Source organism: Roseomonas fluvialis (assembly GCF_022846615.1).
GTDB classification, from domain to species: Bacteria; Pseudomonadota; Alphaproteobacteria; order Acetobacterales; family Acetobacteraceae; genus Neoroseomonas; species Neoroseomonas fluvialis.
This window is the reverse complement of sequence record NZ_AP025637.1, coordinates 5,466,342-5,481,269: the sequence shown is the minus strand read 5'-3', so window position 1 is coordinate 5,481,269 and position 14,928 is coordinate 5,466,342. Positions and strand designations below refer to the sequence as shown.

Sequence of the window (14,928 nt, the reverse complement as noted above, 5' to 3'; positions counted from 1 at the left end):
TATACCGACCAGACTAAGCCTTGCCGACGCGCCCACAAACAACAAATCCGTAATGTCGGCGCGACAGCAAACAGAACATGCGAGATGATTGCCGCGATTCATCATCGCAACTTCCATCCCGCAAGTATCAGGGATTGCGTGACTTCGCGGCCCCGGTCTTAGGCCGCGCCAGGTTTACGACGCAGCAGTCGTCCCGAGGGACTTCACGCGCGCCGACAAGCGCGAAACCTTGCGCGCCACGGTGTTCGCATGGAGCGTGCCCTTGGTCACGGCGCGCTGCAGTTCAGGCTGCGCCGCGCGGAAAGCTTCCTGCGCCGCGGCCTTGTCGCCGGTCGCGATGGCCTCCTCCAGCTTGCGCACGAAGCTGCGCACGCGCGACTTGCGCGCCTTGTTGCGCGCAACGCGCTTCACGTTCTGGCGGATGCGCTTGCGCGCGGACGCGGTGTTCGCCATGGGGCTTCCGGTTCACATCAATTCGAGGTTTTCGGCTGCCGCGCCCCAAATCCCGGGCACGACGAAGGCGGCGGTTCTAATGCGACGAGGCGCGGCACGTCAAGCGGGCGGGGCCCATCATTTCCATGCCGCGCATCTGCATCGAGCCACCCTCAGCGATTGCCGAAGGCCGGCTTGCGCTTCTCGGCGAAGGCCGACATGCCTTCCTTCTGGTCCTCGGTCGCGAACAGGCTGAGGAACAGGCGCCGCTCGGTGCGCACGCCCTCGGTCAGCGTGCCCTCGAAGGCGGCGTTCACGGCCTCCTTCGCCATCGCAACCGAAGGTGCAGAGAGAGCGCCGATCTTCGCGCCGATCTTCACCGCCTCGGCCACCAGTTCCGCCGCCGGCACCACGCGGGTCACCAGGTTGGCGCGCTCGGCCTCGGCCGCGTCCATCATGCGCCCGGTCAGGATCATCTCCATCGCCTTCGACTTGCCCACCGCGCGCGTGAGGCGCTGCGACCCGCCGGCCCCAGGGATGATGCCGAGGTTGATCTCCGGCTGGCCGAACTTCGCGGTGTCGGCGGCGATGATCAGGTCGCACATCATGGCCAATTCGCAGCCGCCGCCCAGCGCGAAGCCCGCCACCGCGGCGATGACCGGCTTGCGGATCTCGAGAACCGTCTCCCAGCGCTCGCCAATGAAGTCGTTGAAGTAGACCGCGGGGAAGGTGCGGTCCTTCATCTCCTTGATGTCGGCGCCGGCGGCGAAGGCCTTCTCGCTGCCGGTGATCACGATGGCGGCGATCGCGGGATCGGAATCGTAGTCGCGCAGCGCCTGGCCGAGTTCGGTCATCAGCTGGTCGCACAGCGCGTTCAGCGCCTGAGGACGGTTCAGCCGGATCACGGCGACGCGGCCTTGCGTCTCCGTCAGGATCATCTCGAAGGGCATGTGCCGCCTTTCTTGCCGTGTGTGTGCCCTGGGGCTGTAGCGCAGCGCGGCCGGCGCCTCAACGCTGCGCCCGCGCGCAGAAGAAGGTCGACCGGCCCGACTGGACAATGCGCTGGATGGGTGCCGCGCAATGCGGGCAGGGCGCGCCCTCGCGGCCATAGACCGCGAAGGTCTCCTGGAAGCGGCCGAGCTCGCCATCCGCGCGCACATAGTCGCGCAGCGACGACCCGCCGGCGCCGATGCTCTCGGCCAGCACCGCCTTGATGGCCGGCACCAGCCGCGCGGCCCGCACCCCCGCCACGCTGGCCGCCAGCCGGCGCGGCGAGATGCCGGCACGGAACAGCGCCTCGCAGACATAGATATTGCCCAGGCCCGCCACGACCGTCTGGTCCAGCAGCGCGGCCTTGATCGGCGTGTGGCGCCCGACCAGGGCGGCGGAGAGCACGGCGTCGGTGAAGCCATCCTCCAGCGGCTCCGGCCCGAGGCCGGCGAGCAGCCGGTGCAGGTCCTCCGCCGCCGTTGCCACCAGGTCGACCGATCCGAACCGACGCGGGTCCACGAAGCCCACGCGCCAGCCATCCTCGGTCGCGATCACCAGGTGCTCATGCGCCTCGGGCGGCGCGTTGTGGCCCCGCGCGTCCGACACCGCCCCCTGCGGCCCGATCCGCGGCACCGCCGCCGCGCCCGCCTGGCGCGCCACCATGCGCCCCGACATGCCGAGGTGGATCAGCAGGCTCTCGCCACCTTCCAGGCGCATCAGCATGTATTTCGCGCGCCGACGGAACGACAGCACCCGGCGGCCTTCCATCCGGCGCGGCAGGTCGGGAGGGAAGGGGAAGCGCAGGTCGGGCCGGCGCTGCTCGACCTCGGTGATGCGCCGGCCCTCCAGCACCGCGGCCAGGCCGCGCATCACGGTCTCCACTTCCGGCAATTCGGGCATGGTGCCTCCCCTTTCGCGCGCGCCACGCTATGTTGACTGCATCATGAGCGACAGCCCCCAGGACCAGGCCGATTTCGGCTTCCGCACCGTGCCCCGCGCCGAGAAGGCGTCGATGGTGCGCGACGTCTTCGAAAGCGTGGCGCCCAGCTACGACGTCATGAACGATCTGATGTCGCTCGGTATCCATCGCGTCTGGAAGCGGATCTTCGTCAATGCCATCGCGTGCTCGGCGCGCGAGACGCTGCTCGACCTGGCGGGGGGTACCGGCGACATCTCCTTCCTGGCGAAGGAGCGCGGCGCCGGGCGCGTCATCCTCACCGACGTGAACCCCGCCATGCTGGAAGTGGGCCGCAAGCGCGCGCTGGACCGCGGAATCGTCGACGGCCTGGACTTCATGGTGGTGGATGCCGAGCACATCCCGCTGCCCGACCGCAGCGTGGAGAAGGTCTCGATCGCCTTCGGCCTGCGCAACTGCACCGACAAGGACGCGGTGCTGCGCGATGCGCGCCGCGTGCTGCGTCCCGGAGGGCGCTTCCACTGCCTGGAGTTTTCGCGCCTCGAGATCTCGGCCCTGGTACCGCTGTACGATGCCTGGTCCTTCAAGGCGCTGCCGGCGATCGGCGCGCGCGTGGCGAAGGACCGCGACAGCTACGAATACCTCGCCGAGAGCATCCGCATGTTCCCCGACCAGGAGACGCTGGCAGGCATGATGCGCCGCGCGGGCTTCGAGAAGGTCGCGGTGCGCAACCTCTCGGGCGGGATCGTCGCGATCCATACCGGCTGGCGGCTCTAGCCGGTTCCCCTCGGGGCGCCTTCTGCCTAGGCTGCGGCGATGCGCATCCTGCTGATCGTCTCGGGCTCCGTTGCCGCCTACAAGGCGCTGGAACTGACGCGCCTGCTGCGGCGCGACGGCGCCGAGGTGATGGCCGTGCTGACCGCCGGCGGCGCGCGCTTCGTCACGAAGGAAGCGCTGGCCGCCATCACCGGCGCGCGCGTGCATGACGACCTCTGGGCCGCGGAGGCCGAGATCGGCCATATCCGCCTCGCGCGCTGGCCCGACCTGGTGGCCGTGGTGCCGGCCTCGGCCGACCTGCTCGCGAAGATGGCGCAGGGACTGACCGACGACCTTGCCACCTGCGTGCTGCTGGCCACGCGCGCAAAGGTGCTGGCCGCCCCGGCGATGAACCCGGTGATGTGGCAACACCCGGCGACGGTCGCGAATATCGCGACCTTGCGCGCCCGCGGCGTGGTCATCGCCGGCCCCGATGACGGGCCGATGGCCGAACCGGAGAGCGGGCCAGGCCGCCTGGCGGACCCCCCCGCGCTGCGCGATGCCATCGTGGCGCTCCTGGCGGATGGTCCGCTCAAGGGCCGCCATGTCGTTGTCACCTCCGGCCCCACGCATGAGCCGATCGACCCGGTGCGCTACATCGCCAACCGGTCCTCCGGGAAGCAGGGGCACGCGATCGCCGCGGCACTCGCGGCACTCGGCGCACGCGTCACGCTGGTCAGCGGCCCGGTGGCGCAGCCCGACCCGCCTGGCGTGCACGTCGTGCGCGTCGAATCCGCGCGCGACATGCTTGCCGCCGTGCAGGCCGCGTTGCCCGCGGATGCCGCGATCTGCGCCGCCGCCGTGGCCGACTGGCGCACCGCGCGCGAGGCTTCACAGAAGATGAAGAAGGTGCAAGGCGAAGCCCCGCCGCCACTCGACCTCGCGCTGAACCCGGACATCCTCGCCACTCTCGCAGCCCGCGGCCCGCACCGCCCGCCCCTGGTGGTGGGCTTCGCCGCCGAGACCGAGAAGGTGGTCGACAACGCCATCGCAAAGCGTGCGAAGAAGGGCTGCGACTGGATCGTCGCGAACGATGTCTCCGGCGATGTCATGGGTGGCCCCGACAACGCCGTGCACCTCGTCACCGGCACCGGCGTCGAGGACTGGCCCCGCCTGCCCAAGGCGGAGGTCGCCCGCCGCCTCGCTGCACGCATCGCCACCGCGCTGAACCCGGAGAGCGCATGACCGCCCCGATCATCGACGTCGTCCGACTGTCGCATGCCGCGGACCTGCCGCTGCCCGCCTACGCGACCGACGGCGCGGCGGGGATGGACCTGCTCGCGGCCGTCGCGGCGCCGCTGGTGATCCCGCCCGGCGGTCGCGCCCTGGTGCCCACGGGCCTGACCATGGCGCTGCCCCCCGGCTACGAGTTGCAGGTACGCCCACGCTCGGGACTGGCGCTGAAGAACGGCATCACCCTGCCGAACAGCCCCGGCACGATCGACGAGGATTATCGCGGTGAACTGGGCGTCATCATCCTGAATGCCGGCACCGAGCCCTTCACGGTGGACCGCGGCATGCGCATCGCACAGGCGGTGATCGCCCCGGTGGTGCGCGCCACCTGGCGGGAGGTGGCGGAACTGCCCGGCAGCACGCGCGGCACTGGCGGCTTCGGCTCCACCGGAACCAGATAGACGCCGGGCGCGAATCCCTGGCGCAGGAGGACCACGCCATGCCCACCGACGCACAGGGATTGCCGATCACCGCCGCCTCCGACGCCGCGGCCGCCGCCTATGACCACGCGATTCAGGGCTACCTGACATACCGCGCAGATGGCGGGCAGCGCCTCAAGGCGCTGCTCGCGCTGGATGCCGAGATGCCCATGGGCCAGGTGCTGAAGGGCGCCTTCGCGATGCTGTCCTACAACAGCGCGCAGGTTCCCCGCGCACGGGAGGCCGCGGCGGCGGCGGCGCGCCTGGCCGGCCGCGACCGCGAAGCCATGCACGCGGGTGCGCTGGCGGCCTGGGCCGATGGCGACCTCGATGGCGCGCTCGGCGGTTGGGAAGCCATCATGGCCGCGCATCCGCACGACATCCTGGCCTTCCGGCTGCACCACTTCTCCGCCTTCTGGCTCGGCCGCGCGGGCGTGATGCTGCGCGCCGTGGAAGCCGTCGCGCCTCGCTGGTCAGCCGCCATGCCGGGCTATGGCAGCATCCTCGCGTGTCGCTGCTTCGCGCACGAGGAAGCCGGCAACTACGTGGTCGCCGAGGAAGCCGGCCGCGCCGCCGTGGCGCTCGACCCGGCGGATCTCTGGGCCACGCATGGCGTCGCGCATATCCTGGAAATGCAGGGCCGGCGCGGCGAGGGCATTGCCTGGTTGCGTATGCTGGAACCCCATTGGGAAGGCGGGTCAAACCTGCTGCATCATCTGTGGTGGCATCGCGGGCTCTATCACATCGAGCGCGGCGAGCACGCCGAGGTGCTGGCGCTGTACGACCGCGGCTTCCGCAACCCAGCCAGCGTGTTGTTCCAGGCCATGCCCGACCTCTACATCGACGTACAGAACGCGGCGTCGATGCTGTTCCGCCTGCAGCGCCAGGGGGTCGATGTCGGCGACCGCTGGGTCGAACTCGCCGACAAGGCCGAGGCACGGATCGGCGATTGCCTGTCCACCTTCACGCTGCCGCATTGGATGATGGCGCTGGCCGCGACTGGCCGCACGCAGGCCGCCGCGCGGATGCTGGATGCGATGCGCGAGGCGGCGCAGCAACCGGGCACGATCGCGCCGATCCTGCGCGATGCCGCGATTCCGGTCTGCGAGGCGGTGCTCGCCCATGCGCAGGGCGATCACGCACGCGCGGTGAACGTGATGCGCCCCGCGATCGGCGTGATGCACCGCATGGGCGGCAGCCACGCGCAGCAGGATGTGCTCGAACAGTTGTTCCTCGACGCCGCGCTGAAGGCGGGGGCGGACCAGGATGTGCGCCTGCTGCTCGAACGCGTGGCCGGCCGGCACCCGGTGCCGCCGGATCGGCGCGCGGGGTATGCGGCGGCTGCGCGCGAGATTCGCCATTAGGGTTGCGACAGCCCGCCTTCGAGCGGGCCGGTGAACCAAGCCTCCGCCGCCTCCGCGTCGAGCCTCTCGTCCGCCACCACATGCACGGCGACTTGGCCGCGCAGGAGTGCCGGGCGGTCGGGGCCAAGGCTCGCAATCCGTCCCGCCGCGGACAGCCGCAGCACGTCGCCATTCGCGCGCAGCACCACCGCGCTGCGGGCGCCATCGCGTTCGCGCAGCACGACACGCGTCACGCCGCCCGGCAACGGCGCGACGCGCAGCGGCACCGCTCCGTCACGCAGGTCGGGTTCCAGCGCCTGGCGCAGCGCGCCCCGCGCATCCAGCAGCGGCTGCGGCGCCGACGCGCGCTGCCAGGCCGTCGGCTGCGTGGCCGGAGGGGCCTCGTGCGGGGCAGGGCGGAACCTCTGCTCCGCCGCGGCGCGGTCGAAGCGATCGAGAAAGGTCCGCGGCAGCTCCGGGCTGAACCGCAGCGCGGCGCCGCCCTGCGTCGTGCGCAGGCGCGTATCGGCCAGGGCACGCGTCAGGAGTGCCTGGTCGGCGCGCGACAGCGCGCGGCGGGCGCGGAGTTCCTCGGCCAATGCAACGATTTCGGCGGCGGACCGCGCGCGCAGCCAGGCCAGGCCGCGCGACTGTGCCAGCGCCAGCACGGCATCGAGCGCGGGTGCGGTGTGGTACGCGAGCGCCGGCGCGAGCAGAATGCGCCCGTCGCGCCCGAGCGCCCCGCGCCGGAAATTCGTGACGACGGAGACCTGCCGCAGGTTCGCGATCTCCTGCACCACCGCCGCCGGGTCGGGCCCCGGCGCGGCGCGCAGGAACTCCAGTGCGGCAACGATGTCGGCGAAGACCTCGAAGCCGTGGCGGCTCTCGGCGATGCGTGGGCCTGAACCCGACAGCGCCAGGGCCGAGAGCGTGGCGAAGCGCAGACGCGAATCGCGGCAATGGCCGAGTTCATGGTCGAGCGTGAAGCGGTCCAGCGCCGCGATGTCGATGCGATGCACGGCGATGCGCCCGGGATCGGGCGTGCCGTCGGGCCGTAGCACCCCCGCCATGCGCGCGGCGGCCGCTGGCGCCGGAAGCGCGGAGTCCGGCCCGCCCACCGTCACCCGGCAGAAGCCGCCGGTGCGTGCGGCCCAGGCTTCGAAGGCCTCGGGCGGCAGGCCAGTATCCTCCAGGGGCGCGATGCGGCGCGCATCGGCGTGCTGCGCCGCAAACCAGCCGGGGTCGGCCAGCAGCACGGGGTCCACCCCGCGACCGAAGCCGGGCGACCCCAGCCGGAGATCCCGGATCTCGACCCGCAGGCCGACCAAGCGCGTGGCCACACGCTCGGTCAGATGCAACGGCTCGCGCGCTGCGGCGGGAAGGCCGGCGATCAGGGCCAGGACAGTGGGCAGCAGGCGCATGCCCGTCAGGCTGCGGCACCCAGGCCTTACGTTCGGTTAGGGCCGCCGCGGCCGCGCCGCTGCCCCGCGCCCGGCGCGATGGACGCGCTGCCCGCGCGGGTCTATGCGCGCGGGCCATGAGCGACATCCTCCCCATCCGCCGCGCCCTGATCTCCGTGTCCGACAAGGCGGGGCTGGTCGAATTCGGCCGCTTCCTCGCAGGGCGCGGCACCGAGATCCTGTCCACTGGCGGCACCGCCCGCGCGCTGCGCGAGGCCGGGGTGCCGGTAAAGGACGTGTCCGAGCACACCGGCTTCCCGGAGATCCTGGACGGGCGGGTCAAGACCCTCGTGCCGCAGGTGCATGGCGGCATCCTCGGCCGACGCGACCTGGCCGAGCACCTGGCGCAGATGGCGAGCCACGGCATCGCGCCGATCGACCTGGTGGCGGTGAACCTCTATCCCTTCGAGGCGACGGTCGCGGCCGGCGCATCCTTCGACGACTGCATCGAGAACATCGATATTGGCGGCCCGGCGATGATCCGTTCCGCCGCCAAGAACCACGCGGGCGTGGCGGTGCTGACCGAACCCGCACATTTCGACGATGTGCGCGCCGAGATTGAGGCGCAGGGCGGCACCACGCTTGCCACACGCCGGCGCCTCGCGGCCGCGGCCTATGCGCGCACGGCGGCCTATGACGCGGCGATCTCGGGCTGGTTCGCGCGCCAGGAAGGCCAGGATTTCCCACCGCGCCTCGCACTGCCGGGCGTGCTGCGCCAAGGCCTGCGCTATGGCGAGAACCCGCACCAGAACGCTGCCTTCTATGTCGATGGCAGCAATCGCCCCGGCATCGCCACCGCGCGCCAGGTGCAGGGCAAGGAACTGTCCTACAACAACCTGAACGACACCGACGCCGCCTTCGAATGCGTGGCGGAATTCGACCGCCCGGCGATCGTCATCGTGAAGCACGCGAACCCCTGCGGCGTGGCGATCGCCGGCAACCTGGCGGCGGCCTGGGACAGCGCGCTGCTATGCGATCCGGTCTCGGCCTTTGGCGGGATCGTGGCGGCGAACAGCACGCTGGATGCCGCGGCGGCGGAGAAGATCACCGCGATCTTCACCGAGGTGGTGATCGCGCCCGACGCGGACGATGCGGCGCAGGCGGTCTTCGCGCGCAAGAAGAACCTGCGCCTGCTGCTGACCGGCGGGATGCCGGATGCGACGGCACCGGGGCTTGCCTTCAAGTCGGTGGCGGGCGGGTTCCTCGCGCAGTCGCGCGATGCGGGGCGCGTGGACGAAGCGGCGTTGAAGGTAGTGACGCAGCGCGCGCCGTCGCGCTCCGAAATGGCCGACCTGATCTTCGCCTTCCGCGTGTGCAAACACGTGAAGTCGAACGCCATCGTCTATGCGAAGGGGCTGGCGACGGTGGGCATCGGCGCGGGGCAGATGAACCGCGTCGAGAGCAGCCGCATTGCCGCGTGGAAATCTGAGGCGGCGGCGAAGGCCGCGGGCATCGAGCGCCCCTTGGCGGAAGGCTCGGTCGTGGCGTCCGATGCCTTCTTTCCCTTCGCCGACGGGCTTGAGACGGCGGCGGCGGCGGGTGCGACGGCGGTGATCCAGCCCGGCGGGTCGATCCGCGATGCGGAGGTGATCGCGGCGGCGGACAAGGCAGGGCTCGCGATGGTGTTCACCGGCATGCGGCATTTCCGGCACTGACTGGATTGCCCCCAAGCGCCGGGCACCGCCTCCGGCGGCTTGGTTTTTGCGCCGTGCGCTGCCGTATCGGGCGCCGTCGCGGCCAGCGCGATCCGATCGGTTCTGCCGGATCGCGCGCTTCGTGCCTCAGTCGCCGCACCCCAGCCCCCACCAGGATGACCTGCCATGGATGAGCTGATCGCCGGCTACCGTCGCTTCCGCGCCGAGACCTGGCCGCAGCAGCGAGCGCGCTTCGAGGAACTGGCCTCGGCGGGCCAGCGCCCGCACACGATGGTCGTGGCCTGCTCGGACAGCCGCGTCGATCCGCAGATGATCTTCTCCGCCGCGCCAGGTGAGCTGTTCGTGGTGCGCAACGTGGCGAATCTGGTGCCGCCCTACCTGCCCGACGCCCTGTTCCACGGGACCAGCGCAGCGGTGGAATTCGCCGTCCGCGTGCTGCAGGTGGACCGCATCGTCGTGATGGGCCATGCGCTGTGCGGCGGCATCGGCGCGCTGCTGCGCGGCGCCCCGCCCGAGGCCCGCGACTTCGTGGCGGGCTGGATGAGCATCGCGCAGCGCGCGCGCGACGTGGCGATGCGCTGCGACGTGCCTGACCAGCGCCAGGACGTGGCGGAACACGAAGCGGTGCGCATCTCGCTCGAGAACCTGATGACCTTTCCCTGGGTCGCGGAGGCCGTCGCGGCCAGGCGGCTTTCCCTGCACGGCGCGCATTTCGGCGTGGCGACCGGGCGGCTCGTTCTGGTGCCCGCGCAAGGCCCGGCCCGCCCGGCGTAAGCGGCCTCGCGCCGCCAGGCGCGGGATGCGAGACTCCCGTGGTCGAATCGGGGGACCACGCATGACAGCCGAGAACCTCGCGATCCTGGTCGGGCTGGCGGTGGTGGCCGTGCTCGTTCTCATGGTGTTGCTGCGCCGCCCATCCCCCGACCCGGTGCTCGCGCAGCGGCTGACCGACCTGCAATCGGCGCTGGATCGGCAGGGCGAGCGCATTGCGGCCCTGCCGGCGGAATTCGAGCGCGGCCTGGCGCGCGAGGCGCAGGCGATCGGCGAGCGCGTCGGTGCCGGCGCGATCGACCAGACGCGTGCGCTGGGCGAGGGCATCGGCCGCATCGCCGACAGACTCTCGACGCAGGAGAAGGCGGTGCTCGACCGCTTGGCCGCCGATGCCGCGCAGCTGGCCGACAAGCTGTCGCAGGACGCGAAGGCAACGCGCGACGCGATCGCCGACCAGCGCGCCCAGGTGGTCAAGGCACTGACCGACCACAAGGACGACACGGCACTGCTGCGCCGCGACGTGACGCAAGGCGTGGGCGAGATCCGCGTCGCGCTGGCCGAGGGCCTGGCAAAGCTGCAGGAGACCATGGTCGCGGAGAACGCCCGCGCGCGCGACCTGCTCGACGCCAGGCTGAAGGAACTGCGCGAGGGCAACGAGGCCAAGCTCGCCGAAATCCAGAAGACCGTGAACGAGCAGCTGCAGACCGCCGTCGAGAAGCAGATGAGCGAGAGCTTCGCCCGTGTCAGCGACCAGTTCACCCAGGTGCTGAAGGCCATGACCGACGTGCAGGCCGTGACCACGCAGATCGTGGACATCAAGCGCCTGTTCTCCAACGTGAAGACGCGCGGCGGCTGGGGTGAGGCGCAGGTGCGCGCCCTGCTAGACGACATCCTGCCGCCCGGATCCTACGAGACAAACAAGAAGCTGTCCGAGGACAGCAGCGAGCTGGTGGAATTCGCCATCCGCATGCCCAACGAGGGCGGACGCGACGTCTTCCTCGCCGTCGATGCGAAATTCCCGACCGAGGACTGGGACCGCCTGGTCATGGCCTCGGAAGCCGGCGACATGGACGCCGAGAAGGCCGCGCGCCGTGCTTTGGAGCTCCGCGTGCGCGCCGAGGCGGCGAAGATCGCGTCGAAATACATCCGCCCGCCGATCACCGTGGAATTCGCGGTACTCTATCTGCCGACCGAGGGGCTCTATGCCGAGATCGCGCGCATTCCTGGCGCGATCGAGGATATCGGCCGCGCCAGTCGCGTCCTGGTGCTGGGGCCATCGCTGCTGCCAGCCATGCTGCGCACCATCCAGATGGGGCACGTGACCATCGCGCTCGGCGAGAAGGCCGACATGGTCCGGGAATTGCTGGGTGCGACCAAAGCCGAGATGGGCAAGATGGACGAGGTGTTGGGCAGGTTGCGCAAGCAGGTCGCCGCCGTGGGCAATACCATCGATGCGGCGCAGGTCCGTACCCGCGCCGTGGCGCGCAAGCTGCGCGGCGTGGATGCGGTGGACGGGTCGCGCGCCGCGGCGCTGCTCGATATTGAATCTGCGGCAGATGACGCGCCGGGTGAGGGCGACGAGGCATGAGCATACTGCAACTGCAATCCGCCGGCGGCCTGCTGCTGCTGGCGGCACTCGCCTGGGCGCTGGGCGGGTTCCGGCGCGGCGTGTCCTGGCGCGTGGTGGTGGCGGGGCTGGCGCTGCAGTTGCTGCTCGCGGCCATGCTGCTGAATGTCCCGCTGGCGCGCGCGGCCTTCGCGCTGATCGGCGATGGCGTGAATGCGCTGGCCACCGCGACCAAGGCCGGCACGTCGCTGGTCTTCGGCTACCTCGGCGGCGGGCCGCTGCCCTTCCCGGAGCCCTTCCCCGGCGCGTCCTTCATCCTGTTCTTCCAGGCGCTGCCGTTGGTGTTGGTGGTCGGTGCGCTGTCGTCGGTGCTGTACCATTGGGGCGTGCTACCCGCGATCGTGCGCGTCATGGCGCGCGCGCTGGGCTGGCTGTTCGGCCTGGGTGGCGCGGCGGGCTTCGGCGTGGCCGCCAACGTCTTCGTCGGCATGGTCGAGGCGCCGCTGATGATCCGCGCCTGGCTGGCACGACTGACCCGGTCAGAGATGTTCGTGGTGATGACGGCGGGGCTCGCCACCATCAGCGGCAATACGCTCGTGGTCTACGCGCTGATCATCGCGCCCGTGGTGCCGGATGCGGCGGGGCAGCTATTGACCGCCTCGCTGGTCTCGGCCCCCGCCGCGATCCTGGTCGCGCTGCTGATGATGCCGCCGGCCCCTGGCGAGATCGCGACCGCGGGCGACGAAGGTATCCCGGAGAAGCTCTACGACAGCAGCATGGATGCGCTGGTGCGCGGCACGCAGGATGGGCTGAACCTGCTGCTCGGCATCATGGCGTCGCTGATCGTCTTCGTGGCGATCGTGGCGCTGATCAACCTGGCGGTGGAACCGCTGACCGGCTTCACGCTGCAACGCGCGATGGGTTGGGTGCTCTGGCCGGTCGCATGGGCGATGGGCGTGCCGGTGTCGGAAGCGGCGACGGTCGGCGCGTCGCTGGGCACGAAGATGATCGTGAACGAGTTCGTCTCCTACCTGGAACTGGCGCAGTCCGGCGGGGCGGGACTGTCCGAACGTTCTCGGCTGATCCTGACCTACGCGCTGTGCGGCTTCACCAACCTGGGTGCGGTGGGGATCATGGTGGGCGGCATGTCCGCGATGTGTCCGGAGCGGCGGAAGGACATCGTGAAGCTAGGGCTGCCGTCGCTGGTCTCGGGCACGATCGCGTGCTGCATGACCGGGGCGGTGGTGGGCGTGCTGACGGCGCCCTGACGCGATGCCGCGAACCACGGACCGCGACGTGCAGGCCGTTGGCGCCATACAGACCATGCTCGCACCCGGTGAACGGCTCGTCTGGCACGGGCGGCCCGAGATGTCGCGGCCACTGGCCGCGGCGCAACGCTCGACGGCCACGGTCGCGACCATTCTCGGCGCTGTGTTGCTGCTGCTGGCTTTCCTTCACCCGGACGACGCCGGCAGATTGCGGTACGCTTTGCTTGCGCCCGCCCTCGTGGCGGTCGCAACCGCCGGTATCCTGGCCGCGCTCGGCAGCAGTTGGGTGTCCAGTGTGCTGCGCGACAACGCCTACGCTGTCACCGACAGGCGCGCCATCGTGGTACGCTGCGGACGAAGCGGCCCTCGGATCACGGAATTCGGACCCGCGCATATCGCCTACGTGCATGTGTATCCGATCGCCGAGGGCGTTGCGGACGTGATCTTTCGCGAAGGGCCGAACCTCGGCGGAATGCCCGATCCGAAGCGGCGGCAGGGCCGCGAGCTCAACCCCATCGGCTTCAAGCGGATCCGAGACGCCGAAGCTGCCGCAGCGGCTCTGTGGGCGCTGCGGGAAGGCGGAACGCTTGCGAGCAGGACGTCTGCGTGGGAGCCTTCAAGCGACGGCAATTCCTGATCGGACCCGCCCCCATGACCCACATCGTCCACCGCAACCTCCGTGAGGCCCCGCCCGTCGCTGTCTCCGGCCGCGGCATCTGGCTGCGCGACGCCTCGGGCCATGAGGTCATCGACGGTTCCGGCGGTGCGGCCGTCGCCTGTCTCGGCCACGGCCACCCGCATGTCATCCAGGCCATGAAGGACCAGATCGACCGGCTCTGCTACGCGCACACCGCGCTGTTCACCGCCGGGAGTGCCGAACAGCTCGCGGACATGCTGGTCGGCCACGCGCCAGGTGGCCTGACCCACGCCTACTTCGTCTCCTCCGGCTCCGAAGGCATGGAGGCCGCGCTCAAGATCGCCCGGCAATGGGCTTTGGAATCAGGTCAGCCGCAACGGACGAAATTCATTGCGCGGCGGCAGTCGTATCACGGCAATACCCTCGGCGCGCTGGCCGCCGGCGGCAACGCCATGCGCCGCGCGCCCTATGCGCCGATCCTGTCGGACGCCTTCAGCCATGTCTCGCCCTGCTTCGCCTATCGCGACCGGCGCGACAGCGAGACCGACGCCGACTACGTGGCGCGCCTCGCCGCCGAACTCGAAGCCGAATTCCAGCGCCTCGGCCCGCAGAACGTCATCGCCTTCTGCGCCGAGACCGTGGTCGGCGCGACGCTCGGCTGCGCCACCGCGCTGCCCGGCTACTTCCCCGCCATGAAGGCGGTCTGCGAACGCCACGGCGCGCTGCTGATCCTCGATGAAGTCATGTCGGGCATGGGCCGCACCGGCACGCTGCACGCGTGGGAACAGGAGGGTGTGTCCCCGGACATCCAGGTCATCGCCAAGGGCCTCGGTGGCGGCTACCAACCTATCGGCGGCATCCTGGTGCATGGCCACGTGATCGAGGCGCTGACGCAGGGCTCCGGCACCTTCAAGCACGGCCACACTTACCAGGCGCATCCGGTCGCCTGCGCCGCCGCGCTCGCGGTGCAGGAAGTGATCCGCGACGAGAACCTGCTGGACAACGTGCAGGCGATGGGCGCGCTGCTGGAACAGGGGCTGCACGACCGCCTCGGCAACCATGCGCGCGTCGGCGACATCCGCGGCCGCGGCCTGTTCTGGGCGATCGAGCTGGTCACCGACCGTGCCGCCAAATCCACATTCGAACCTGCGCTGGCGGTGAATGAACGCGTGAAGAAGGAAGCCTTCGCCCGCGGTCTCGCCTGTTACCCGATGGGCGGCACCATCGATGGCAAGCATGGCGACCATGTCATCCTGGCCCCGCCCTACGTCACGAACGCCAACGAGATCGCCATGATCGTCGAACGCTTCGGCGATGCGGTGGATGCCGCCGTCGCGGGGCTGTGACGCGCCGCACGTAACCGCACTGGAACCATGCCGCGCGGCGGGCTACGCCACGCGCCACCATCACGGAAACACCGA

General features: G+C 70.5%; 14 protein-coding genes. 10 read left to right on the top strand and 4 right to left on the bottom strand.

Annotation, left to right across the window (positions count from 1 at the left end; genetic code table 11):
- Positions 1–174 precede the first annotated feature (174 nt).
- The 3 genes from rpsT to mutM all read right to left on the bottom strand — a co-directional run bounded on the left by rpsT (position 175) and on the right by mutM (position 2,322).
- Positions 175–453 carry a 30S ribosomal protein S20 gene (rpsT, locus tag MWM08_RS26275; protein WP_244457420.1) on the bottom strand — a complete coding sequence of 93 codons (279 nt, stop codon included), beginning with the start codon at positions 451–453 and terminating at the stop codon, positions 175–177.
- A gap of 152 nt (positions 454–605) precedes the next feature.
- The gene (locus MWM08_RS26270; protein WP_244457419.1) at positions 606–1,382 is read right to left on the bottom strand and encodes an enoyl-CoA hydratase; all 777 of its coding nucleotides are present in this window, start codon (positions 1,380–1,382) and stop codon (positions 606–608) included.
- A 58-nt stretch (positions 1,383–1,440) separates the two neighbouring features.
- Complete coding sequence (gene mutM, locus MWM08_RS26265; RefSeq protein WP_244457418.1) at positions 1,441–2,322, bottom strand: bifunctional DNA-formamidopyrimidine glycosylase/DNA-(apurinic or apyrimidinic site) lyase; 882 nt, start codon at positions 2,320–2,322, stop codon at positions 1,441–1,443.
- Positions 2,323–2,365: 43 nt separating this feature from the next.
- Between mutM and MWM08_RS26260 the strand changes: the two genes are divergently transcribed.
- The 4 genes from MWM08_RS26260 to MWM08_RS26245 are packed head-to-tail and all read left to right on the top strand — an operon-like array spanning position 2,366 to position 6,170.
- Complete coding sequence (locus MWM08_RS26260) at positions 2,366–3,115, top strand: class I SAM-dependent methyltransferase (protein WP_244457417.1); 750 nt, start codon at positions 2,366–2,368, stop codon at positions 3,113–3,115.
- 39 nt (positions 3,116–3,154) lie between these two features.
- Positions 3,155–4,339 (top strand): bifunctional phosphopantothenoylcysteine decarboxylase/phosphopantothenate--cysteine ligase CoaBC, encoded by a 1,185-nt coding sequence (gene coaBC, locus MWM08_RS26255; protein ID WP_244457416.1) that lies wholly within the window; start codon positions 3,155–3,157, stop codon positions 4,337–4,339.
- Complete coding sequence (dut, locus tag MWM08_RS26250; RefSeq protein ID WP_244457415.1) at positions 4,336–4,788, top strand: dUTP diphosphatase; 453 nt, start codon at positions 4,336–4,338, stop codon at positions 4,786–4,788. Before coaBC ends, dut begins: the two co-directional genes overlap by 4 nt.
- 38 nt (positions 4,789–4,826) lie before the next feature.
- Positions 4,827–6,170 (top strand): tetratricopeptide repeat protein, encoded by a 1,344-nt coding sequence (locus tag MWM08_RS26245; RefSeq protein WP_244457414.1) that lies wholly within the window; start codon positions 4,827–4,829, stop codon positions 6,168–6,170.
- Here the strand turns inward: MWM08_RS26245 and MWM08_RS26240 are convergent.
- Positions 6,167–7,570 (bottom strand): hypothetical protein, encoded by a 1,404-nt coding sequence (locus MWM08_RS26240; RefSeq protein WP_244457413.1) that lies wholly within the window; start codon positions 7,568–7,570, stop codon positions 6,167–6,169. The two genes, MWM08_RS26245 and MWM08_RS26240, sit on opposite strands and share 4 nt — an antisense overlap.
- A gap of 116 nt (positions 7,571–7,686) precedes the next feature.
- Here MWM08_RS26240 and purH point away from each other — a divergent pair, with 116 nt between their 5' ends.
- The 6 genes from purH (at position 7,687) to MWM08_RS26210 (ending at position 14,853) form a co-directional block, all read left to right on the top strand.
- Complete coding sequence (gene purH / locus MWM08_RS26235) at positions 7,687–9,264, top strand: bifunctional phosphoribosylaminoimidazolecarboxamide formyltransferase/IMP cyclohydrolase (protein ID WP_244457412.1); 1,578 nt, start codon at positions 7,687–7,689, stop codon at positions 9,262–9,264.
- Positions 9,265–9,429: 165 nt separating this feature from the next.
- On the top strand, positions 9,430–10,038 hold the full coding sequence (locus MWM08_RS26230; protein ID WP_244457411.1) for a carbonic anhydrase: 609 nt from the start codon (positions 9,430–9,432) through the stop codon (positions 10,036–10,038).
- A gap of 61 nt (positions 10,039–10,099) precedes the next feature.
- Complete coding sequence (locus tag MWM08_RS26225) at positions 10,100–11,623, top strand: DNA recombination protein RmuC (RefSeq protein ID WP_244457410.1); 1,524 nt, start codon at positions 10,100–10,102, stop codon at positions 11,621–11,623.
- Complete coding sequence (locus MWM08_RS26220) at positions 11,620–12,870, top strand: NupC/NupG family nucleoside CNT transporter (RefSeq protein WP_244457409.1); 1,251 nt, start codon at positions 11,620–11,622, stop codon at positions 12,868–12,870. Before MWM08_RS26225 ends, MWM08_RS26220 begins: the two co-directional genes overlap by 4 nt.
- A 55-nt stretch (positions 12,871–12,925) precedes the next feature.
- Positions 12,926–13,507, top strand: coding sequence for a hypothetical protein (locus MWM08_RS26215; protein ID WP_244457408.1), 582 nt, complete (start codon positions 12,926–12,928; stop codon positions 13,505–13,507).
- A 14-nt stretch (positions 13,508–13,521) separates the two neighbouring features.
- Positions 13,522–14,853, top strand: coding sequence for an aspartate aminotransferase family protein (locus tag MWM08_RS26210; protein ID WP_244457407.1), 1,332 nt, complete (start codon positions 13,522–13,524; stop codon positions 14,851–14,853).
- The last annotated feature ends 75 nt before the right edge of the window (positions 14,854–14,928 follow it).